20 protein-coding genes and 2 pseudogenes are annotated in these 21,424 nt (G+C 60.1%); 10 read left to right on the forward strand and 12 right to left on the reverse strand.

Annotation, left to right across the window (positions count from 1 at the left end; translation table 11 throughout):
- Positions 1-3: 3 nt before the first annotated feature.
- From AC0L7P_RS21165 to AC0L7P_RS21200, 8 genes are read left to right on the forward strand one after another with little or no spacing between them, the layout of a single operon-like run.
- Positions 4-600 carry an ABC transporter permease gene (locus tag AC0L7P_RS21165; protein ID WP_473436093.1) on the forward strand — a complete coding sequence of 199 codons (597 nt, stop codon included), beginning with the start codon at positions 4-6 and terminating at the stop codon, positions 598-600.
- Complete coding sequence (locus AC0L7P_RS21170) at positions 573-1,031, forward strand: ABC transporter permease (RefSeq protein ID WP_473436094.1); 459 nt, start codon at positions 573-575, stop codon at positions 1,029-1,031. Before AC0L7P_RS21165 ends, AC0L7P_RS21170 begins: the two co-directional genes overlap by 28 nt.
- Positions 1,031-2,014 carry a sugar-binding transcriptional regulator gene (locus tag AC0L7P_RS21175; RefSeq protein WP_473436095.1) on the forward strand — a complete coding sequence of 328 codons (984 nt, stop codon included), beginning with the start codon at positions 1,031-1,033 and terminating at the stop codon, positions 2,012-2,014. Before AC0L7P_RS21170 ends, AC0L7P_RS21175 begins: the two co-directional genes overlap by 1 nt.
- Positions 2,007-3,011, forward strand: a complete 1,005-nt coding sequence (locus AC0L7P_RS21180; protein WP_473436096.1) for an aldo/keto reductase — start codon at positions 2,007-2,009, stop codon at positions 3,009-3,011. The genes AC0L7P_RS21175 and AC0L7P_RS21180 overlap by 8 nt, the downstream gene beginning before the upstream one ends.
- A gap of 57 nt (positions 3,012-3,068) precedes the next feature.
- On the forward strand, positions 3,069-4,781 hold the full coding sequence (locus AC0L7P_RS21185; RefSeq protein ID WP_473436097.1) for a glycerol-3-phosphate dehydrogenase/oxidase: 1,713 nt from the start codon (positions 3,069-3,071) through the stop codon (positions 4,779-4,781).
- Complete coding sequence (locus AC0L7P_RS21190) at positions 4,772-5,614, forward strand: class I fructose-bisphosphate aldolase (RefSeq protein ID WP_473436098.1); 843 nt, start codon at positions 4,772-4,774, stop codon at positions 5,612-5,614. The genes AC0L7P_RS21185 and AC0L7P_RS21190 overlap by 10 nt, the downstream gene beginning before the upstream one ends.
- The gene (locus AC0L7P_RS21195) at positions 5,607-7,121 is read left to right on the forward strand and encodes an FGGY-family carbohydrate kinase (RefSeq protein ID WP_473436099.1); all 1,515 of its coding nucleotides are present in this window, start codon (positions 5,607-5,609) and stop codon (positions 7,119-7,121) included. Before AC0L7P_RS21190 ends, AC0L7P_RS21195 begins: the two co-directional genes overlap by 8 nt.
- Positions 7,122-7,145: 24 nt before the next feature.
- Positions 7,146-8,756: a GMC family oxidoreductase gene (locus AC0L7P_RS21200; protein ID WP_473436100.1), complete on the forward strand. Its 1,611-nt coding sequence runs from the start codon at positions 7,146-7,148 to the stop codon at positions 8,754-8,756.
- On the opposite strand, the gene AC0L7P_RS21205 is transcribed toward AC0L7P_RS21200, so the two are convergent.
- The 8 genes and pseudogenes from AC0L7P_RS21205 to AC0L7P_RS21240 form a co-directional block, all read right to left on the reverse strand.
- Complete coding sequence (locus AC0L7P_RS21205; RefSeq protein WP_473436101.1) at positions 8,733-10,016, reverse strand: FAD-binding protein; 1,284 nt, start codon at positions 10,014-10,016, stop codon at positions 8,733-8,735. The genes AC0L7P_RS21200 and AC0L7P_RS21205 overlap by 24 nt on opposite strands.
- On the reverse strand, positions 9,992-10,456 hold the full coding sequence (locus tag AC0L7P_RS21210) for an FAD-dependent oxidoreductase (RefSeq protein ID WP_473436102.1): 465 nt from the start codon (positions 10,454-10,456) through the stop codon (positions 9,992-9,994). Before AC0L7P_RS21210 ends, AC0L7P_RS21205 begins: the two co-directional genes overlap by 25 nt.
- Positions 10,453-11,209, reverse strand: a pseudogene (locus AC0L7P_RS21215) (SDR family NAD(P)-dependent oxidoreductase). The gene AC0L7P_RS21210 and the pseudogene AC0L7P_RS21215 overlap by 4 nt, the downstream one beginning before the upstream one ends.
- 11 nt (positions 11,210-11,220) lie before the next feature.
- A complete protein-coding gene (locus AC0L7P_RS21220; RefSeq protein ID WP_473436103.1) occupies positions 11,221-11,955 on the reverse strand; it encodes an SDR family NAD(P)-dependent oxidoreductase in 735 nt (244 codons plus the stop codon).
- A gap of 53 nt (positions 11,956-12,008) precedes the next feature.
- Positions 12,009-13,127 carry a C4-dicarboxylate TRAP transporter substrate-binding protein gene (locus AC0L7P_RS21225; RefSeq protein ID WP_473436104.1) on the reverse strand — a complete coding sequence of 373 codons (1,119 nt, stop codon included), beginning with the start codon at positions 13,125-13,127 and terminating at the stop codon, positions 12,009-12,011.
- A 59-nt stretch (positions 13,128-13,186) separates the two neighbouring features.
- A complete protein-coding gene (locus tag AC0L7P_RS21230) occupies positions 13,187-14,488 on the reverse strand; it encodes a TRAP transporter large permease (RefSeq protein WP_473436105.1) in 1,302 nt (433 codons plus the stop codon).
- Between the two features lie 12 nt (positions 14,489-14,500).
- Positions 14,501-15,010 (reverse strand): TRAP transporter small permease, encoded by a 510-nt coding sequence (locus AC0L7P_RS21235; protein WP_473436106.1) that lies wholly within the window; start codon positions 15,008-15,010, stop codon positions 14,501-14,503.
- The gene (locus tag AC0L7P_RS21240) at positions 15,010-15,768 is read right to left on the reverse strand and encodes an SDR family NAD(P)-dependent oxidoreductase (RefSeq protein WP_473436107.1); all 759 of its coding nucleotides are present in this window, start codon (positions 15,766-15,768) and stop codon (positions 15,010-15,012) included. Before AC0L7P_RS21240 ends, AC0L7P_RS21235 begins: the two co-directional genes overlap by 1 nt.
- Before the next feature lie 229 nt (positions 15,769-15,997).
- Between AC0L7P_RS21240 and AC0L7P_RS21245 the strand changes: the two genes are divergently transcribed.
- Together AC0L7P_RS21245 and AC0L7P_RS21250 are read left to right on the forward strand one after the other, a co-directional pair.
- Positions 15,998-16,681: a GntR family transcriptional regulator gene (locus AC0L7P_RS21245; RefSeq protein WP_473436108.1), complete on the forward strand. Its 684-nt coding sequence runs from the start codon at positions 15,998-16,000 to the stop codon at positions 16,679-16,681.
- Positions 16,678-17,295 carry a glutathione S-transferase gene (locus tag AC0L7P_RS21250; RefSeq protein WP_473436109.1) on the forward strand — a complete coding sequence of 206 codons (618 nt, stop codon included), beginning with the start codon at positions 16,678-16,680 and terminating at the stop codon, positions 17,293-17,295. The genes AC0L7P_RS21245 and AC0L7P_RS21250 overlap by 4 nt, the downstream gene beginning before the upstream one ends.
- A 273-nt stretch (positions 17,296-17,568) precedes the next feature.
- Here the strand turns inward: AC0L7P_RS21250 and AC0L7P_RS21255 are convergent, their stop codons facing one another.
- From AC0L7P_RS21255 to AC0L7P_RS21270, 4 genes and pseudogenes are all read right to left on the reverse strand, one after another.
- Entirely contained in the window at positions 17,569-18,993 is a 1,425-nt protein-coding gene (locus tag AC0L7P_RS21255; protein WP_473436110.1) for an FAD-binding oxidoreductase, read from the reverse strand.
- A 20-nt stretch (positions 18,994-19,013) separates the two neighbouring features.
- Positions 19,014-19,789, reverse strand: a pseudogene (locus AC0L7P_RS21260) (SDR family oxidoreductase).
- Positions 19,789-20,712: a dihydrodipicolinate synthase family protein gene (locus AC0L7P_RS21265; RefSeq protein ID WP_473436111.1), complete on the reverse strand. Its 924-nt coding sequence runs from the start codon at positions 20,710-20,712 to the stop codon at positions 19,789-19,791. Before AC0L7P_RS21265 ends, AC0L7P_RS21260 begins: the two are co-directional and overlap by 1 nt.
- A 3-nt stretch (positions 20,713-20,715) precedes the next feature.
- A complete protein-coding gene (locus AC0L7P_RS21270) occupies positions 20,716-21,387 on the reverse strand; it encodes an aspartate/glutamate racemase family protein (RefSeq protein ID WP_473436112.1) in 672 nt (223 codons plus the stop codon).
- Positions 21,388-21,424 lie beyond the last annotated feature (37 nt).

A 21,424-nucleotide genomic window follows, 5' to 3' on the forward strand; every position in this document is an offset into this window, starting at 1 on the left:
CTGATGACCCGATCCACATCTTTCACACAGCAGCGTTCCCACGGTGCCCGCGTCGCTGACTTCCTGCGCAACTATTACATTTATTTCGTTCTCGTGGCGGTGGTCGCGGTGCTGAGTGTTGCAAATCTTGACCAGTTCGCCCTGTTTGAGCGTGGCAATTTTCTGAACAAGCGCAACATCATCAACGTCCTGCGGATTTCGGCCCCGATCCTGACGCTTGCCGGGGCGTTCACCCTGTTGATGGTGTCGGGCTATATCGACCTGTCCGTTGGCTCTACCATGAGCCTGAGCGCCGTGGTTTATGCGATGCTGGCGATCAACGGCGTGCCATTCTTGCTGTGCTTCGGGTTGACGATGATCGTTGGAATGGGGCTGGGCGCAATCAACGGATTTCTGGTGGTGCGGATGAAGATCACCCCGGTGATCGCGACACTGATCACGCTGAGCCTGTTCAAGGGCATCGCCCTGTTGCTGGTGCAGGATGGGGTGTCGGCGATCAAATCCGTGGGCGATTTGCGGATGCCCGGATGGTTCAATTCCTATGGCCGCGAGGGGTTCTTCTTGGGCTTCCGATGGCATTCTGGGTGGCCGTCGTCGTGACCCTGCTGTTGGTGTTCGCGCAGAACCGCACCCTGTTGGGCAAATACGCGGCCGCGACCGGGGGCAATCCGACGGCGGCAAAACTCTCTGGTATCAATACCACGAAAGTGGTGTTCGGGATTTATGTACTGGTCGGGCTGACGGCGGCCATGGCGGGGATCGCGCGGTCCAGTTTCATGTCGCTGGGTGATCCGCTTTCGGGCGACGGTATGGAGCTGACGGCCATCCTTGTGGTGCTGATCGGCGGCACAGCCTTTAGCGGCGGTGAAGGGCGGGTCTTGCGTTCCTTCATCGGGGCCTTGATCATCATGGCCCTGACCGTGGGGATGCTGACCCTGGTCCCGGCCTATTACCAGACATTGGTGATTGGTGGGGCCCTGTTGGCGGCGGCGGCCTCGAACCATCTGATCAGCCGCAAGGAGACCGCATGATGAGCACCATTGGACCCGACCCCGAGCTTCATCGGCTGATCGCCCAAATCCTGACGCTGCATTACAAGGAAGATCTGTTGCAATCCGAGATCGCGACGAAACTCGGCCTGTCCTCGGCCAAGGTGAACCGGTTGATCAAACGCGGGCGCGCCCTGGGCATGGTGCAGATCACCATAAACAGCCCGTTCCTGCACCAGTTTGAACTGGAGCGGGCGTTGAATGAACGCTGGAAACTCAAGAATTGTCTTGTGGTGCCTTCGGTTGACGGCAATCCCGAGATGACGCTTGCGAATGTGGGGAATGCGACGGGTCGGTTGCTTGTCACGACCCTGCAAGACGGCAACACGATCGCGATTTCCGGTGGCAAGTCCCTCAGCGCAATGATCGCTGAACTTTCCACCGAACAGGCGTTCGACGTCGAGGTGGTGCCGATGCACGGCTGCATCCAGGGCCACCACTATACGGACGTTAACCATATCGCGACGGAATTGGCCGAACGGCTGTCAGGGCATGCAAGGTTGATTCATGCGCCTTTGCATGCGGAAACCTCGCACGAGCGTGATCTGGTCATGGCCATGCGATCTGTGCGCGATGTGATGGACATCGTGCGTGTCGCGGATGTGGCCGTGTTCGGAATCGGCGCTGTGGTCGGCGAAAAATCCACCTATTACGATATGCATGCGGTCAGTCAGGCAGAGCGTACCCGCCTTTACGAAGTGGGGGTGCGCGGCGAGCTGCTGGGGCATCTGATCGACAACAACGGAAACCTTTCCGACAATGCTCTCAATTCCCGTTTGGTGGCGCTGCCCCCAAAGGAGTTGCTGGAAATTCCGGTGACCATCGGCATTGCGTCCGGGCAAGACAAGGTAGAGCCGGTGATTGCCGCGCTCAATGGCGGCTATCTCAATTCATTCGTGACGGACGAAGACACCGCCACGGCGATCCTTAACAACGTTAACTCGAAGGTGCAGAACAGTGCTTGATAATGCGACAGACCAACTTACCCGTCGAATCGGAAAATCCGGCATTCAGGCTTCGGCTGTCGGGCTGGGCACCTGGGCCATTGGCGGCTGGATGTGGGGTGGCACCGACGAGGCACGATCGATCGCGGCGGTGCAGGCGTCCATCGACCATGGGATCACATTGATCGACACGGCCCCGATGTATGGGGCAGGCGTGGCCGAAGAGATTGTCGGAAAGGCGTTGAAGGGGCGGCGCGACAAGGTCGTGTTGGCCACCAAATGCGGGCTGGTTTGGCACACGCAAAAGGGCAACCATTTCTTTGACAATGACGGAACGCCGGTGCATCGCTATCTGGGCAAAGACGCGATCATCTATGAGGTGGAACAAAGCCTTAAACGGCTTGGGACAGACGTGATCGATCACTACATCACCCACTGGCAGGATCCCACAACCCCCATCGCCGAAACGATGGAAGCACTGGAGCAGCTCAAGAAAGATGGCAAGATCCGGTCGATCGGCGCCAGCAATACCGCGCCCGAGGATATCAGGGCCTATCTTGCAGCGGGTCAGCTGGATGCCGTGCAAGAGGAATATTCGATGGTCAAACGTGACATCGAAGCGACGCATATTCCACTGGTGCGCGAAAACGATGTTTCCGTGCTCAGCTATTCGTCATTGGCGTTGGGTTTGCTGGGGGGCAAGATTGGCCCCGACCGCACGTTTGAAGGCGACGATCAGCGCCGCGACAATCCGCGGTTCTCATTGGCGAACCGTGAAAAGGTTGCACGGTTGATGACGGCGATCGAACCGGTGGCCGAGGCCCATCAAGCCACCAAGGCGCAGATCGTCATCGCGTGGACCCTGCAACAGCCGGGCATCACGTTCTCACTTTGCGGGGCGCGGAACGAAACGCAGGCCGCCGAGAACGCAAAGGCCGGTCTGATCCGCCTGAGCGCGGATGAGGTTGCGGCGATCAGTGCTGCGGCATCCGAACATCTGACCGATCTGGACGCCTGAAACGCGTCACATTTTTAATTGTGCAACGTCGGTGACCCGCCGGCGAAGGGGAAAGCCATGCCCGACACACGACACGAAAAATTCGGCCGTATTGACCGCGACGGAGCGTTTGACGTCGTTGTCATGGGCGGCGGTGTGAACGGCATTGGCGTTTATCGCGACCTTGCGTTGCAGGGCCTTCGGGTGCTGCTGATCGAGAGGAACGATTTTGCCTCGGGGTGTAGTGCCGCACCGTCCCGGATGATCCATGGCGGGTTGCGCTATCTGGAAAACGGTGAATTCGACCTGGTGCGCGAGAGTTTGCGCGAACGCGACCTGTTGTTGCAAAATGCCCCCCACATGGTGCGCCCATTGCCGACGCTGATCCCGATCACCACGGTGTTTTCGGGGCTGCTGAATGGCGCCGCCAGCTTCTTTGGCTGGTCGCGCAAGCCGTCCACCCGTGGTGCGCTGCCAATCAAGGCGGGGTTGTCTCTTTATGATTGGGTGACGCGCAAACGGCGGGTGTTGCCGCGCCACACCTTCAACAGCCGCGCCGCGACCCGCCGGAACTGGCCCGCACTGATGCCACAGGCAAAGGGATCGGCAATCTATCACGATGCCTGGATCAGCCATCCAGAGCGCCTGTGCATCGAAATGATCGGCGATGTGGCGCAAGACAACCCGGATTGCATCGCCCTGAATTATGCCGAGATGACGATGCAGGACGGGGGCCATGTCATCACCTGTCAGCGCAGCGGCAAGACGATTCCGGTGACCACCCGGGTGATCGTCAATGCGACCGGCGCCTGGCTCGATTCCACCGCGTCGGACCTTGGCAATGCGCCCGCTGATCAGATGGTGTCAGGCACCAAGGGGTCGCATCTGGTGATTGATAATCCCGACCTGAAGGCCGCGTTGAATGACCATATGGTCTATTTCGAAAATGCAGACGGGCGGGTCTGTATCGTGTTCCCTTATCTGGGGCAGGTTCTGGCCGGATCGACCGATATCAGGGTCAGCGAACCCACGCGGGTGCGCTGCGAGCCAGAGGAACAGGCCTATATATTAGAATCGTTGCGCCTGGTGTTTCCCGATGTCCGCGTGACGTCGGATCAGGTGGTATTCAGCTATAGCGGCATTCGTCCTTTGCCGAAAAGTGATCAGAATTTCACCGGGCGCATTTCCCGCGGCCATTTCATCAGACGGCTGGCCGGTGCAGTGCCGCAGTTTTGCATGGTGGGCGGCAAATGGACGACCTTCCGCGCCTTCGCCGAACAGGCCACCGATGACGTATTGGCCGAGCTGGGCCATGCGCGGCAAGCGTCCACAGCAGAGTTGCCCATCGGGGGTGGGCGGGATTTTGCGCCGGATGTGGCGGCATTCGCAGCGTCCCATGCTGTTCCAGCGGCCCGCGCCGCCCATCTGTTGGATCACTACGGCGGCCGCGCTGGTGATGTTCTGCGCTATTGTCAGGCACAGGATACGGATGCCCCGCTGGCCGATAACTGCGGCTATAGCACTGCGGAAATTGACTGGCTGATAAAGGGTGAATGCGTCGAAACCCTGTCTGATATTGTCCTGCGCCGCACATCACTGGCGATCACCGGACAGATCACGCAGGACATCATTCACCGGATCGCCGACCGCCTTATGGTGGCGCGCGGCCTGTCTGCGGACGACCGCGCAGCACAGATTGCAACACTGACAACAACCCTTTCAGAATTTTACGGCGTCAGCCCTGAAACCCTGACCCGACGCAACGAACCATGGAGAGACCAATGCGCCTGAGCCCCAAAGCAAGAATGAACCGGATGTTTACCAATGGCGGCTGCCTTGACGTGGCCGTGGATCACGGGGTCTGCAATGAACCAAGCTTTCTTGTCGGTCTGGAAAACATGCCAGCGGTAATGGACGCCCTGATTGCCGCCCGGCCTGACGCCATTCAATGTGCCTATGGGCAGGCGGACCTGCTGCAATCGCGCCCCGAAAAGGACAAGCCCGCCTTGGTGATGCGGATCGATATGGGCAACCCCTATAACGACCAGCGCCACGACGTCATGTGGTCGATGCTGCAAAACGCTGACGAGCCGATCATCGGCGCCCTGGAAATGGATGCGGCCTGTGTGGTTGTCAACCTGTTCATGCTTCCCGGAGAGCCGGAATTGTTCCGTCAATGTGTCGAGAACATTTCCCGGGTGCGGGCCGCCTGTAGCAAATACGGAATGCCACTGATGATCGAACCTCTGGTGATGCTGCCCAACGATGTGCGCGGCGGTTATCAGGTCGACGGGAATGCCGAAAAGATCGTCACGCTGACGCGGCTGGCGTCGGAAATGGGCGCGGATATCATCAAGGCCGACCCGACCGATGACCCGCAAGAGTTTCACCGTGTGATCGAGGCCGCCCGCGTGCCGGTTCTGGTGCGTGGCGGTGGCAAGGAAGACCTGAAAAGCGTGCTGAACAAATCCGCAGCGATCATGGGGCAAGGCGCCCATGGCATGGTTTACGGGCGCAATATTTATCAGCACGACAACCCCAGGGCGGTGGTTGCTGCGCTGATGTCGCTTATCCATGATCGCACCAGCGGCGACGAAGCATGGGATATCTATAACCGTGGCTGACAAGGGCAAATATCTGCTGGGGCTGGATGCCGGCAATACGGTAATCAAGGCGGTTCTGTTCGATCTTGAGGGCCGCCAGATCGCCATGCACGCGCTGGACGGGCAGTCATCGACGCCCGCACCCGGCCATGTGGAACGTGACCTGAACGAATTGTGGCGCAACGCCGGCGAGGCGATTTCCGGCTGCATCGCGCAGGCGGGAATTGATGCGGCACAGATCGTCGGAGTGGGCTGTGCGGGGCACGGTAACGGGCTTTATCTGCTTGACCGGCAGGGCGCGCCGCTGGTGGGTATCCAGTCCCTGGATACCCGCGCTGCCGATCTGGCCAGGGAACTGGCGGTAGGGCAAGGCGCAGCCTTGCATGCCCTGTGCCTGCAAAAACCATGGCCATCGCAAACGCCGGTCTTGCTGGCCTGGATCAAACGCAACCGCCCCGAAATCTATGCCCAGACGGGCACCGTGTTGCTGTGCAAGGATTTCCTGACTTATCGACTGACTGGTGAACGGGTAAGCGAGATTTCGGACATGTCCGGCTGTGGCCTGATCAAGATGCCCGAGTGCGCCTATAGTGACGCGCTGCTTGCACTGTACGGTCTGACCGACGCGCGCGCCTTGCTGCCGCGCCTGATCGGCCCTGCCGACATCGCGGGTGAAATCACACCGCAGGCGGCCCAAACCACGGGTCTTGCCGTGGGAACCCCCGTCATTGGCGGTTATTTCGATGTGGTGTCCAGCGCACTTGGCTCTGGTGTGGTGCGCAAGGGCGAGGCCTCGATCATTACCGGAACATGGGGCATCAATCAGGTGTTTTCAGACGCGCCGGTCGAGAATGACAGCGTGTTCATGGTGTCGGGGTTTGGTGCGGGGCGGTTTGTGAACATCGAGGCAAGCGCGACCTCGGCGGCAAACCTCGAATGGTATGTGCGCGAATTGATCGAACGCGGCGGGCATCACGACGACCCCTTCGGATATTGCAACGCCAGAGTGGGCGAGGTCACACCGGCCCTGGATGATCCGTTCTTTCAACCGTTTCTTTATGGGTCTGGGCAGAACGCGGCCTATCGTGCGGGGTTTCATGGCCTTGCCGGGTGGCACACCGAAGGCCACATGTTGCGTGCCCTGTTCGAAGGTGTGATGTTTGAACATTGTCGCCACATTGGCGTTTTGCGTGATGCCGGGGTAATATTTGATCAGGCGGTGATGTCAGGCGGCGGATCGCGCAGCCCACATTGGCCGCAGATGTTTGCCGACAGTCTGGGCCTGACGATCCGCGTTGCCGATGCGCGTGAAACCGGCGCTTTGGGTGCGGCCATCGGTGCCGCTGTCGCGACGGGGCACGTCGCAGACTATGAAGAGGGGCTGGATCGCATGACACGGATCAAACAGACGTTTGACCCTGATCCAAAGATGAAAGCCCACTACGCCAACCGCTATCAAACCTATCTGGCCCTGACCGAGGCGATGCAGGGTTTCTGGGCGACACAACAGGCCAATCGTGCGCTATAATCGCGGCATTGCAAGGGGGCGGACATGACAGATCAGGTGCAGTTGGACGGCGATTACGATTATGTCATCGTCGGGGCAGGAACGGCGGGCTGCGTGTTGGCCAACCGCCTGACCGAGAACCCCAAAACGCGGGTGCTTTTGCTTGAGGCGGGCGGGTCCGACAATTATCATTGGGTAAAAATCCCCGTGGGTTATCTCTATTGCATTGGCAACCCGCGCACCGACTGGATGATGAAAACACGGCCCGAGCCGGGCTTGAACGGCCGCGCGCTGACCTATCCACGGGGCAAGGTTCTGGGCGGCTGCACCTCGGTCAATGGCATGATCTATATGCGTGGGCAGGCAGCCGATTACGATCATTGGCGGCAGATGGGCAACACTGGCTGGGGCTGGGATGATGTTCTGCCCTATTTCCTGAAATCCGAGGATCACCACGGCGGTGACAGCCAGATGCACCGTGCCGGCGGGCCGTGGAAGGTGGCGCCGCAACGGATGAAATGGGACATTCTGAAAGCGGTACAGGAAGGGGCGAAAGAATTCGGCATCCAGCCGCGCGCCGATTTCAACGATGGCAATAACGAAGGCTCCGGCTTTTTCGAGGTGAACCAGAAGAACGGCGTGCGGTGGAACACTGCGCGCGGGTTCCTGCGTCCGGCCATGAAACGCCCGAACCTGCGGGTGCTGACCCATGCCCATACGGACCACCTGATCCTTGACGGGCGACAGGTGCGCGGCGTGCAATTCCGCCGCAAGGGCGCAGTGTTTCACGCCACCGCCAAGGCCGAGGTGTTGCTCGCGGCGGGTGCAATCAACTCGCCCAAGATCCTTGAGCTGTCGGGGATTGGGCGCCCTGATGTGCTGGAACAGCATGGTATTTCCGTGCGTCACGAAAGCGCCGGCGTAGGAGAGAACCTTCAGGATCATCTGCAAATCCGCACCGTGTTCAAGGTGCGGAATGCAAAGACGCTGAACACCATGGCCAACAGCCTGATCGGCAAGGCAAAGATTGCCGCACAATATGGCATGACGCGCTCGGGCCCGATGTCGATGGCCCCGAGCCAGTTCGGCATCTTCACAAAATCAGACCCGTCCATGGCGACACCCGATCTGGAATATCACGTGCAACCCTTGTCCACCGACAAGCTGGGCGATCCGCTGCATCCGTTTCCGGCGATCACCGTTTCCGTCTGTAACCTGCGCCCGGAAAGCACCGGATCAAGCCATGTTGCGACGCCGGACACCAGCAAACAGCCGGATATCAGGTTGAACTATCTCTCGGCCGAAAAAGACCGGCGCGTCGCGGCCATGTCGGTGAAACAGGCGCGCCAGATCATGTCGGCCAGGGCACTGGCCCCCTACCAGCCCGATGAAATCCTGCCCGGTCCGTCTTGTGCGGACGAGGCTGACATCCTGCGCGCGGTAGGGGATATCGCCACGACGATTTTTCATCCCGTCGGAACCTGCAAAATGGGCAGTGACCCGACCGCCGTCGTTGATGGCGCGCTGCGGGTGCACGGGTTGAAAGGTCTGCGCGTTGTCGATGCCTCGATCATGCCGAAAATCGTGTCCGGCAACACCGCATCACCCGTGGTGATGATCGCAGAGAAGGCATCAGATATGATCAGGGCCGGTTAGCGTTTCGTCACTGACCGCAGAAAGCTGGGCGATATGCCGCCCGGCGATATAGCCAAACGTCATGGCTGGTCCAAGTGTGATCCCTGCCCCCGGATAAGTGCCTGCCATGACCGAATTCATGTCGTTTCCGCAGGCATAAAGACCTGGAATGACCGTGCGATCCTCGCGCAACACGCGCGCGTGACGATCTACGGCAAGGCCCATTGTCGTGCCGATATCGCCGGGATAGATGCGAATGGCGTAAAATGGTGCCTTGTCCAGGGGGCGCAGGCAGGGGTTGGGTTTTTGTTCGGCGTCACCAAGATAGGTCTGATAGACTGTCGAACCCTTGCCGTATTCCGGGTCTTTGCCTTGGGCCGCATCAGCGTTGAACCTGCTTATGGTGTCTGTCAGCGCCTGTTCCGGCACTCCGATCAGGGCGGCCAATGCGGCGGGCGTGCCGGCGCGTTTCAGATACCCGGTGCGCAAATGATGCCGGTAAGGGGCCGGAGCGGGGCGCACAGGGCCAAGACCATAACGACGCAGGGCGCGATGATCGCAGATCAGCCAGGCTTCGGTGACTTGGGCGTCGTTCATGCCTGAAACGAAATCATGATAGGACAGCGCCTCGTTCACGAAACGCTTGCCCTGGGGCGAAACGGCAATCACCCCGGGTTTGGCCCGGTCAAGAAACAGATGCGGAAAAGGGCGCGTGCCGCCCCCGCCTCGGGGATCAGCGACACAGGCGCCCAGAATCCGGCGTTGCGGTTGGTGGTGATGAAATGGGCACCGATCTGTTGCGCCGCAGCGATGGCACCACCCGTGGCGGGTTTGGGCGACATGGAATGATGCGCCGCCCCCCGCCACATGGGGCATGACCTTTTTGCGCAGCTCTGCATTGGCCGGGAATCCGCCCGTGGCCAGAACGACACCGCGCCGGGCGAAAACCTGTGTGCCATCCTGGGTTTCGATGCCGCTTGCCCGACCTTCATCGGTCAGCACCCGCACCAGCGCCATATCGGTAAAGATCGGAATGTTGCGTTGCAGGACCGACAGCGCCAGCCGCCCGGCAACCGCCTGCCCAAGGGTAAGCCGGGTGCCACGCGCATGGCTGAGCCGGTCACGGGCCTGCCGCGCCAGCAGCTTTGCCGCATGAAGCGCCGAGGCGGGTTTGCGCGTCATGTTCATGAAATGGCCGATATCGAACCTGTTCAGCATCATCCCGCCAAAAATGGTGAAATCACCGATGGGTGGTTTCAGGCGGGTGAATTCATCCCCCAAACGGCGGCCATCAAAGGTTTGGGCATCCAGAACGCGCCCCCCATCGCGGCGCCGGGCCGGTCGGGGTGATAATCCGGTGAAAACGCGCGGTATTCGAATTGCAGGTCAGTGTTGTCCTGAAAGAAGCTGACCATTTCAGGGCCGGTGTCGATGAAGGCATGAACCAGATCGGTGTCGATCAGATTGCCGATCTCGCCGGAAAGATATTCAAAGGCCGCCCCGGCATCGTCCTCCATCCCTGCGGCGCGCATCAGCGGGTTGTTTGCCACCCACAGCGCGCCACCCGATACGGCGGTCGAGCCGCCAAAGTGGCTGTCTTTTTCAAAGATCGCAACATCAAGCCCGCCGATCTGTGCGGTCAACGCTGCGGCCATGCCCGCCGCACCCGAACCGACAACGATCAGATCATAGGTGTCGGCCGGTTTCGCTGTCGCGCTCATGCCTGGGGCTCGCGCGGGTAACGGCCCATCGCCCAGCCGCCATCGACGCGCAGGATTTCGCCCGAAATGAACGCCGCATCGTCGCTGGCCAAAAAGGCGATGGCCCGGGCCACGTCGCCCGGTTGCCCAACCCGTTGCAAGGGGCATTGTTCGACAAAAATCGTGTGACGCCATGGCTCGGTGCGGATGCGCTCGGCGGTCAGAGGTGTTTCAATCAGCCCCGGGGCCACCGCATTCACGCGGATGCCGTCATGGCCATAATCCGTTGCCATCTGCCGGGTGAGCGCCGCCACCGCCCCCTTTGACGCAGAATACCCCGAAGACCCGGTTGCGCCGATTTCGGCATAGATCGACGCAACATTGACAATGCTGCCCCCCTGCCGCCTGCATCCGGTCAATCGCGAAGCGCGCCAACCGGAACAGGCCGATAACGTTGACCTCAAAGAACCGGCGCAGATCGTCATCCGTGGTGGCATCCACGCGGCCACCGCCGCCGATCCCTGCGTTGTTCACCAGAATGGCCAGCGGCCCCCCAAGGGCGTCCAGTTTTTCGGCCACCGCACCCGACAGGGCGCTGTCCGTTACATCGCCGCACAGGGTGGTCATTCCCGCATCTGCAAGGGGTTTCAGACTCTCGGCATCACGATCCACGGCGATAACCCGCGCACCACGGGCGGCAAACATATCTGCGGTGGCTTTGCCGATGCCCGCTGCGGCACCTGTGATTACGGCGATTTTATTGTCGAATGTCATGGTTTGTGCCTTTAAATGCCCAATGAGCCGCCCAAGGATCGCCCGCCGTCAACCAACAGAACCTGTCCGGTGATGAAACGCGCCTGCCCCGAGGCCAGAAATTGCACCGCTGCCGCAATATCATCGGGGCTGCCCAGGGTGCCGCCGGGCTGCATTGCGCGCAAAGCGTCAAGATTGGTGTCGGACCGGGCGCGCAGCATATCGGTTTCGATCACGCCGGGGGCCACGGCGTTTACCGTGATACCCCTTGGCGCCAGTTCCAACGCGAGCGACCGGGTAAACCCGCCCACAGCCGCCTTTGAGGTGGCATAGTGAACATATTGCGCCGCGCCCAACATGGCACGCGAGGCGATGTTGACGATGGCACCGCCCGCTGGCATTGCCTGCGCGGCCCGCTGGCACAGGCCGAACATGGCCACCAGATTGACCTCGTACATGCTGCGAAAATCATCGGCGGTCAGTGTATCGAAGGGTTTGACATTGAAGATCCCTGCGTTGTTCACAAGACAGCGCAGTTTGCCCGCATTGGCGATCAGATCGTCGACCGCCTCCCTGTCTGTCACATCCAGAACACGGGTATGCGCTGTTCCGCCCGCCTGTTTTATCAGCGCACGTGTTTCATCGGCCCGCGCCTCGTTCAGATCGGCGACGATCACATGATCCCCGGCCTGTGCCAGATGCAGCGCGATGGCGCGCCCGATACCGGCACCCCCGCCAGTGACGATCGAATTTTTTGCCTGTGTCATTGATTTCATGCCCCGTCGAAAGGACAGGGGCCAAACAGGCCCCCGCCAAAGTTTCACATACCAAAGCTGGCAAGATCGAGTTTACCGTAGATTTCGGACCGGATCAGCTGCGCGACAGCTTCGGGATCTTCGCGGTCGATGGCGCTCAGGCGCTCTTTCCATGCGGTCTGGCTGGCAAGAAAGGCGTCAATCAGTGCTGTTGGGTCTGCAACGCCCCGGTCGGCCACGGATTTCTGTGGCAGTTCCTTTACGAAATTGGCCTGAAAGGTGGCCAAAGCTTCGCTCAGGGCGGCGTCTGGTTCGATGATTTCAAGGCCACGCTCGCGCGAGCCTTCCATTGCGGCTGCCACATCGGCGGCATAGGTCACCTGCGTGCGGGCCAACCCCAAGGCCATATGATCGAGAAGTGCCTTGCGCTGATCCTCGCCCAGCCCTTTCCAGAAATCGGGGTTCACAACATATGTGGCCCCCATAACCACGCCCATGGGCAGGGTTGTCACGCTTTTCGCAACCTCCCAGAATTTGTTGCCTTTATCCAGATTGGTTGGATCAGACATGGTGCAGTCAAGCGATCCGCGGCTGAGACCGGAATAGACATCGCCGATCGGCACTGAAACAGGCACCCCGCCCAGGGATTCAACCCAATTCGTTTGTGCCCCGCCGGCCGTGCGGATTTTCTTGCCCTTGGCGTCTTCGGGTGTGCGGATCGGGTCCATGCAGATAAAGTTATAGACCGGAGTGGAATAGCCCCCCAGGAAGATGCCGCCGTTCTTGCCCCATTCGCCCTGCACCATATCGTTGGTGATCCCGATTTCGGTATAGGCCAGCGCCGAGGCCAACGCATCATCAGCGGTGAACACCAGATCGTTGAGAACGTTATTCACCGGCAATTCCGATGGTGTATAGCCGGGATAGACCACCCCAAGCTGCGCAACGTTGTCGCGGATGCCCTGCATCGTTGATTTGGCGGGCACCAAGGATCCGCTGGAATATACCTCGAACGTGATATTGGCCGCTTTGTCCTTGGCAATATCTTCTGCCATGCGCTGATAGGGCTGTTCGTTCAGGATATGCACGGGCGCAAGCCAGTTGGTTGCGATGTAATTGTCCGCCACTGCGGGCGTCGCGATCAGGCCCGACAGCGCCAGCGCGGAAAGTGTGTAATGTTTCATGGTTTCCTCCTCATTGTGCCGCAGGACCACCCCACGGAGTTATTTTGCTTTGCGCGCACCTATCCGGTCAGCCCCGGAAGCCAGAGCGTGATAACCGGAAAGGCAACCAGCAGCGCGATGGTGAAAGCGTCGGCCAGGATAAACCACGACACCCCGGCAAAGATTGTGCCAAGGGAAATGGTGTTCCCCAAACTTGATTTGATGACATAGACATTCATGCCCACAGGCGGCGTGATCAGCCCGGTTTCCAACAATTTGACAGCCAGAACCCCGAACCAGATCAGGTTGATGTCAAGGTTGTGCAACAGCGGGGCCAGCACCGGCACGGTCAGCAGGATAATCGAGATGCTTTCCAGAAAGCACCCCAACACAAGATAAAGCAGACAGATCAGGATGATGACCCAGATCGTGTCCAGCCCGGCAAATTGCCCCGTCACCCAGACAGGCAAGGTCGACAGGGCAATAAAGCGGGCAAACAGGGCCGCCGCGACCACGATGATGAAAATCGCCGCCGTACTGATCGCCGTGTCGATCAACGCACAACGCATCATCCGAAAGCTGAGCGCGCCGCGCGTCAGGGCGATGATCCCGGCCAGAAACGCCCCGACGGCGCCTGCCTCGGTTGCGGTGAAAATGCCCGAAAAGATGCCCCCCAGAACCCCCGCGATCAACAGCGGCAGGGGCCATGTTTCACGCAGCAGCGCCAGTTTTTCACGCCAGGATGCCGTTTCGTTCAGACGCGGCGCCAGTTCGGGATCAAGGCTACAACGGATGGTGATCATCGCGGCAAAAACAACGCCGGACAGGATGCCGGGAATGACTGCTGCCAGAAACAGGGTGGCGATGGAAACGTCCATCATCAGCCCGTAAATGATCAGCAGAACACTGGGCGGGATCAGCGACCCAAGGGTGCCCGCCGCCGCAACCGACCCCGCCGCCAATGACGGGGCATATCCCGCCTTCAGCATTTCGGGAATGGCGATACGCGAAAACGCCGCCGCCGTGGCCACGCTTGACCCGCTGGCCGAGGCGAACAGCGCCGATGACGCAACCGAGGCAGTGGCCAGGCCACCGGGGACGCGATTCAGAAACACACGTGCGGCGTTGAACAACCCGCTGGTCAGCCCGGCCCCCGAGGCAAGATACCCCATCAACAGGAACATCGGTACCGCCGACAGGTTCCAGTCGCCGATCATCTCATAGGGGATCGCCTTGGCGATTCCGACGGCGGGCATCTGCCCCATCATCAGCCAGATTCCACCAAAGGATGTCAGCCCCATCGCCACCGCAATGGGCACCCGCAGAATAATGGCCACCAGCATGACAACAACGCCGAATAGCCCGATTTCAAGACGTTCCATCTGCGTCTCCTCTCAACTTGGGTCTGCGGGGTGGGCATCGGGGCGATAACGGCCTGCGATGATCTCAACCATCCGCAGCACCATCACCAGACAGGCCAGGCCAAGCCCGATGGGCAGCAGGAATTTTGTCGGCCAGATCACAACCCGCCAGGTGCCTTCGACCATTTCACCGATCCGCCAGGCCTGAATGGCCGGGGCCCAGGACAGCCAGGCCAATCCACCATAAAAGACCGCCGATAACGCGGTTGCCGCCAGCAAAGCGAGTGTTCTGGCCCGACGACCGAACAGATCATACAGCAGCTCGACAATGATCGAGCCTTCGGTGATTTCCACCCAGGCCAAAGGCAGAAACACTGCCGAGACCATATAATAACTGGCGACCACTTCGGCGGTGCCGGGAATGGGCGCGTTGAAGATATACTTGCCGATCACATCCGCCGTGACATGCACCATCATCAACAACAACGCCAAGGCAGCGATCACGGCCAGAAAATGCGCGATAAAATGTGAAAGCCGGGTCATCATTGCATCCGGTATCCGCCGTTCACGTCAATGACGCTTCCGGTGATATAGGCGCTGTCCGGCCCGGCAAGGAACGATACGGCACCGGCCACATCCTGGGGGGTGCCGATCCGGCCCTGCGGAATAGACTGCGCGATTTCCGCGTCACGGGATGGATCAAGCGAAATGCGCAACATGGGCGCGTCGATCAGCCCGGGTGCCACGGCGTTGACCGCAACATCCAACAGGGCCCCTTCCCGCGCGCCAGCCCGAACAAGGCCCAAAACCGCAGATTTGCTGGCGATATAGGCAGAACTGGACCGATAGCCCCCCAACTGCGCCGCGACCGAGGAAAACCCGATGAACCGCGCACCCGCAACCTTGCGGCTCTGGCGCGTCCGCAGAAATTCACGCAGCAGCAGGAACGTGCCGGTGCTGTTGATCGTCTGGGTGGTTGACCATTCCTCAAGTGAGGTTTCAGTGATCGCGCGGCGCTGGCCGGTTTCATCCATGATCAGGATGCCCGCAGCCGCGACCAGAACCGCGACCGGCCCCTGTTCTGTTTCAATCCGGGCCATCAGCGTGGCGATGCTCCCCTCGTCAGAGACATCCAGCGCGAAACCTGTGTGGCCGCTTCCGGGCAGGCCTGCGGCAACCGATTCCGCCGCCTGTGCCGAAAGATCGGTTGCGATCACGCTGAACCCGTCCTCGGCCAGCCTTTGACAAACGGCTTTGCCGATTCCGCCAGCCGCCCCGGTGACAAGCGCAAGTTTGGCCATGATGGTGCCTCCAATTCGATTTCCTTTGGCAAAATGGATACAATATCGGGCCTATGTCAACATTTATTTGCCATAAATCGTCTGATTGGATAAATTATTGAAGTAACCCTCTTGCAGCCAGAAGGCGATTGCGCGACAGTCAGTGACATGAAACCCGAAGGCATCCCGATGAATATTAACGGACAAACCGTGGCGGACGGCGCTGCAAAGGCCCTGCGGGAAATGATCCTTGCGGGGCAGCTTCGCCCGGGCGAACGGGTTCATCAGGATCAGGCTCGCCGAGCTGTTGGGGCTGTCACGCACACCATTGCGCACGGCCCTTGCAACATTGGCCACCGATGGGCTGCTGGATTACGAGGCAAATCGCGGCTATCGTGTCCGGGAATTTTCGGTGGATACAATCCGCAGCGTTTTCGAAATCCGCTCGGTATTAGAGGCTCAGGCCTGCCGGATTGCCGCCCGGCTGGGGTGTTCGGCTTTGGTGCTTGACCGGCTTGATCAACTGGTGTTGCAGGGCGATGCGATCCTTGCGCCCGGCAGGTTGGAATGCGCCGCCCTGCCCGATTGGCGCCGGATGAATGTCGAATTCCACGAAACAATCATTCAGGCAGCCAGCAACCCCTTGCTGGGTGAATTCGTGGCGCGCACCCATAACGTGCCCATGGTGTCGGACCGGGTCATTTTGTGGGACAATTTTGAAATTATCCACCGCTCTCATGATGATCACCACCGCATCGCCCGCGCCCTGCGTCAGGGCGAAGGCGAACGGGCCGCGGCAATCATGAATGAACATGTCAACTTTGCCGGTGATCTGTTGATCGACCGGCTGCGCGATGATCCCGAAGCCGCCCTGCAACACCTGATCACAACCGCAGGCGCCTTGCCCACACACCTGAAGAAAGCAAAACCATGACACTGAAACTGTTCCATTCGCCCGCGTCCCCCTTTGTTCGCAAGGTTCTGGTGTGCGCCCATGAAAAAGGCATTGCCGATCAGATCGAAAATCTGCCTGCCAAGGCGTGGCCGGTGAAACGCGACCCCGAAATCGTGCGGGAAAATCCTTCGGGGCAGGTTCCCACTGCGCTGACCGATGATGGCACGGCGCTGTTTGACAGCCGGGTGATCTGCGCCTTTGTCGATACCATGTCCGGGGCTGTTCCGCTGATGCCGTCCGAACGCACGCCGCGGTTCGCCGCGTTGACGCTTGAGGCATTGGCCGATACCCTGTTGGGTGCGGCCCTTCTTTGCCGCTACGAAACGATGCTGCGCCCGTCCGAGTTTTACTGGGGTCTGTGGCATGACAGCCAGATGGAAAAGATCGACAGTGCGCTGGACGATCTTGAATCCCGCTGGATGGACACCCTGAACGCCCCGGTCAACATTGGCAATATCGCAGCGGCTTGTGCGCTTGGGTATCTTGATTTCCGTTTTGGCGACAAGGACTGGCGCGCGACACATCCCAAACTGGCAGGTTGGTATGAAGCATTCTCAGCCCGCCCATCGATGGTTGCCACCAAACCCGAATAATCAGGTGCCTGAAAGGGCCAGGGGCGCGCTGGTTCTGGCCCGCGCCCTGGCCGGGCATGCCGCCAAAGCGATCTGAACACCGTCCAGAGGAATTTCTGGTGGTTGTGGACGGCGCTGTAGCGGCGCAATCCGATTTTTCTGCTCCGGTCATTCTTCAGCATGGCAACGAAATTCACGCGCCACCGCCACGGGGCAACCCTGTTTCGGTGTCAGAAACCAGTTTGCCAAAGCCGTCTGTATCTGTCCGTGCACACAGCGCACGCAGGGCTGTGGTCAGGGGCATCCAAACAATTTGCCGGGGTTCATCAGGCCATATGGATCGAACACCGCCTTGATCTGTTGCATGAGTTCAAGATCAAGGGCAGGTTTGACCCGTGCCAGTTCATCGCGCCGCAACTGGCCGATGCCATGTTCCGCACTGATTGAGCCACGAAATTTGCGGACCAGATCATGAACCCCACGGGCCAGGGGATCACGCATTGCGTAAAATCCTGCCTGATCCGCGTCTGACGGCGCGATCACGTTGTAATGCAGATTGCCATCGCCAAGGTGGCCAAAAACAATCGGGCGCGCGCCCGGTGTCACCTGCTGGACAAACCGGCCCGCCTCGGTCGCAAAGGGCACAAGGTTCTGAAGCGGCAGCGCGATATCATGTTTGGCTGCCTTGCCTGCGGCAACCAACGCCTCGGAGATGCTTTCGCGAACGCGCCAGAATGCGTTGCGCTGGGTTTCATTCTGCGCCACCAGAACATCATTCGCCATCCCCTGTTCCAATGCATGGACCAGAATCGATTCAAACGCCTGTTGCAAGGCGCCGGGATCCTGACTGTCGGCCAGTTCAATCAGCGCGACAGCGGCGGGCGTGGGTTGAAATGGCATTCTGACGTCAGGTATTTTTGCCGCGATCAGATCAAGACAGGGTTTTTCAAGAAACTCAAACGCGCACAATTGTTCGCCGTGCTGTTTGCGCATGAGTTGCAGAAGGGTCAGGGCCTGTTGCAGATCATTCACGGCAACAAAAGCTGTGGCGCGGCTGGTTGGCTGTGGGTACAGTTTAAGCACCGCGCGGGTGATGACGCCCAGCGTCCCTTCGGACCCGATAAACAGATCTTTCAGGTCAAGGCCCGTGTTGTCTTTGCGCAGGCTGAACATGCCATCCCAGACACGCCCATCGGGCAGGACGGCCTCAATCCCAAGGGCAAGCGCCCGCATGGTCCCGTAGCGCAACACCGCAATCCCCCCGGCATTGGTGGCCAGAGTTCCGCCGATGGTGCAACTGCCCTCTGACCCCATGGTCAGCGGAAAGAGAAAACCCGCATCGGCGGCGGCTTGTTGAACATTGGCGAGTGTCGCACCGGCCTGCACCGTGATGGTTTGCGCCACCGGATCGACGGCGCCGGTTTTCGTCAGGCGCGACAGCGACAACACGATCGCCGCGCCCGTATCATCCGGCGTGCTGCCGCCTGACAGGCTGGTGTTGCCGCCCTGGGTGACGACAGGGCAACGGTGCCGTGTGCAGACCGCCATGACGGTGCCCACCTCTGCGGTGTTTGCCGGGCGCACCACAGCCATGGCCCGCCCGGTAAATTTTCCCGTCCAATCCTTCAGATACCCTGCGGTATCGCCCGGATCGGTCAAAACATGGGCCGCACCGACCGCCTGTTCCAGATCACCCAGAACGTCAGAAATATGTGTCATACTGCGGCCCTGATATGGGGTTAGATCGAACGGATCGCGCCGCCGTCGATGCGGATGCGGCTGCCAGTGACATAAGAGGCGCGCTCCGAGGCAAGGAACGTCACCACATCAGCAAATTCCTCGGGTTTGCCATAGCGCCCGGCAGGAATAGCCGCAGCCGAGGCTGCCGCGACATCGTTCACGTCCTTGCCGCTGCGTTTTGCGGCGGCGGCGTCCAGTTCATCAACCCGCTGGGTGTGAATACGCCCCGGCATCACGATATTCACCGTCACACCGTCGCTGGCCACTTCTGACGCGAGGGTCTTGGACCAGCCGACAATGGCCGCGCGCACACCGTTTGACAGGGCCAGGTTCGGGATCGGTTGTTCAACCCCCGAAGATGCGATGGTGATGATCCGGCCCCAGCCGCGTTCCTGCATCTTGGGCAACAGGGTTGTCGCGATGTGAAACAGGTTCGCGGCCATGGTTTCAAAATGCTTCAGCCACTCGGCCCGCGCGGCACCCGCCGCAGTGCCAGGGGTGGGCCGCCTGCGTTGTTGACCAGAATATCAACCCCGCCGTCCTGTTGCAGGGTGGCAAGGGTGGTATCAATCGCCGTCAGATCCGACAGATCCAAGGCAATAGGGCGCACATCCACTTGCCCCATTTCCGCGGCCCAGGCCTGAATGGCACCGCCATTGCGGGCCGCCGCAAAAACGGTGACGCCTTCACGGGCAAGCCCTTTGGCAATCTCCATGCCAAGGCCACGGCTGGCCCCCAACACAAGGGCGCGTTTTCCTTTAAGACCAAGATCCATCAGTTCAGCTCCTTCAATCGTTGCTCCACGCGCTGCATCAACAGCGCGATTTCGGCTTTCATGGCATCCGTTACACCGGCACCGGGACGGCGCAGGGTGTCGTGGGCGATGACCCCGCGCTGTGCAAGAGTATGCTTGCGGATCGCCAAACCCAGCCCCGGCTGTTGTTCAAACCGGGCAAGGGGAAGATAGGCATCAAACAAATCCCGCGCCCGTGTCGGATTGCCGTTCTGATATTCCCGCACAACGCTGACCATCATTTCGGGATAGGCGAAACCGGTCATGGCCCCATCGGCGCCGCGCTGCATTTCTTCGGGCAGGAACATTCCGCCATTGCCGCAAAGAATGGAAATCCGCCGGTTCAGCGTGCCGTCCTTGCGCAGGGCACTGATTTTTTCCAGCCCCGGCCAGTCTTCGTGTTTCAGGCAGACACAGGCAGGCAAATCCTGCACGATGCGGGCAATCACCGGCACCGACATCTGCACGCCCGTCGCCAATGGGAAATCCTGCAAGACAAACGGGGCATCGCCAATAAAATCGGCGGCCTGATGATAGTAATTCACGATCTGATCATCGGTGCGCAGACTGCCGGGCGGTGCAATCATCACCCCGGCCGCACCATCATCCATGACCATCTTGCTCAGGGCTTCGATCTGGGCAAAGCCGGGGGCCGAAACACCGACAACAACCGGCACCTTGCCGTTCACCCGCTTCAGAATGCGCCGGACGATGGATTGGCTTTCATCAACGGTCAGCTTTGGCGCCTCGCCCATCATGCCCAGAACGGTCAGTCCTGTAACCCCGGCTTCGAGATAGAAATCGACCATCCGGTCGGTGCTGTCTTCGTCGATCGAACCGTCCGGTTTGAACGGGGTTACAGCGATCACGTAAACGCCCTTGGCGTTTGCGTCGAATTTACTCATGTCTCAAATCCTCGATGATTGGGTCTGTTGCAGCGCCAGCGCGCCGATGGCCATGGCCGTGGCGGCCTGACTGGGGTCAATGACCGGGCACCCCAACTCTGTTTCCAGACGCGCCCGAAATGCCGCCATACCGGCGCAGCCCATGATCAGCACCTCGGCGCCGTGATCGGTTTGCAATCGGCGGCCAACCTCGGCCATGCGGCCATAGGTGCGCGCCTCGTCCGCCAGTTCGGCAACGCCAAGCTCCAGCGCCAGATCCCCGGCCATGCGATCCATCACGCCCATGGCCCCGACATAACGCAGATGCCGTGGGATCGACCGGTTGAGAATGGAAATAACCCCAAACCGCTGACCCATGGTCATCGCGGTGAGAATGGCGCTTTCGGCAATTCCAAACACCGGGCGCGCCGATTGTTCGCGCAGCGCCGCAAGGCCCGGATCGGAATAACAGGCAATCACAAAGGCCGATGCCGTGTCTTCCAGTGTCGCCGCCACCTTGAGCAGGGGTCCGGTGATCAGATCGACATGGGCCTGTGTTTCGATCCCCGGCGGGCCTTCGGCCAAAGTGTGGGTAACGATGTCAACGGCACAGGCCGACCGCATGGGCGCCAGCGCCCTGTCAATGCCCGCCGTTACATTGGTCAGGCTGTTGGGGTTTATGACGTGAATGGCCATGGACAGTCCTCAATCGGGGTTGGCTTATGTCTATCGG

It is taken from the genome of Oceaniglobus sp. K40-3 (genome assembly GCF_055808395.1).

Excerpts from the sequence above, each read along its gene's own strand:
- AC0L7P_RS21250 (WP_473436109.1), top strand. The coding sequence starts at position 16,678 with ATGACACTGAAACTGTTCCATTCGCCCGCGTCCCCCTTTGTTCGCAAG.
- AC0L7P_RS21170 (WP_473436094.1), top strand. The coding sequence starts at position 573 with ATGGCATTCTGGGTGGCCGTCGTCGTGACCCTGCTGTTGGTGTTCGCG.
- AC0L7P_RS21220 (WP_473436103.1), bottom strand. The coding sequence starts at position 11,955 with ATGACACAGGCAAAAAATTCGATCGTCACTGGCGGGGGTGCCGGTATC.
- AC0L7P_RS21225 (WP_473436104.1), bottom strand. The coding sequence starts at position 13,127 with ATGAAACATTACACACTTTCCGCGCTGGCGCTGTCGGGCCTGATCGCG.
- AC0L7P_RS21255 (WP_473436110.1), bottom strand. The coding sequence starts at position 18,993 with ATGACACATATTTCTGACGTTCTGGGTGATCTGGAACAGGCGGTCGGT.
- AC0L7P_RS21230 (WP_473436105.1), bottom strand. The coding sequence starts at position 14,488 with ATGGAACGTCTTGAAATCGGGCTATTCGGCGTTGTTGTCATGCTGGTG.
- AC0L7P_RS21210 (WP_473436102.1), bottom strand. The coding sequence starts at position 10,456 with ATGAGCGCGACAGCGAAACCGGCCGACACCTATGATCTGATCGTTGTC.
- AC0L7P_RS21200 (WP_473436100.1), top strand. The coding sequence starts at position 7,146 with ATGACAGATCAGGTGCAGTTGGACGGCGATTACGATTATGTCATCGTC.
- AC0L7P_RS21175 (WP_473436095.1), top strand. The coding sequence starts at position 1,031 with ATGAGCACCATTGGACCCGACCCCGAGCTTCATCGGCTGATCGCCCAA.
- AC0L7P_RS21165 (WP_473436093.1), top strand. The coding sequence starts at position 4 with ATGACCCGATCCACATCTTTCACACAGCAGCGTTCCCACGGTGCCCGC.
- AC0L7P_RS21240 (WP_473436107.1), bottom strand. The coding sequence starts at position 15,768 with ATGGCCAAACTTGCGCTTGTCACCGGGGCGGCTGGCGGAATCGGCAAA.
- AC0L7P_RS21270 (WP_473436112.1), bottom strand. The coding sequence starts at position 21,387 with ATGGCCATTCACGTCATAAACCCCAACAGCCTGACCAATGTAACGGCG.
- AC0L7P_RS21185 (WP_473436097.1), top strand. The coding sequence starts at position 3,069 with ATGCCCGACACACGACACGAAAAATTCGGCCGTATTGACCGCGACGGA.
- AC0L7P_RS21235 (WP_473436106.1), bottom strand. The coding sequence starts at position 15,010 with ATGACCCGGCTTTCACATTTTATCGCGCATTTTCTGGCCGTGATCGCT.
- AC0L7P_RS21190 (WP_473436098.1), top strand. The coding sequence starts at position 4,772 with ATGCGCCTGAGCCCCAAAGCAAGAATGAACCGGATGTTTACCAATGGC.
- AC0L7P_RS21265 (WP_473436111.1), bottom strand. The coding sequence starts at position 20,712 with ATGAGTAAATTCGACGCAAACGCCAAGGGCGTTTACGTGATCGCTGTA.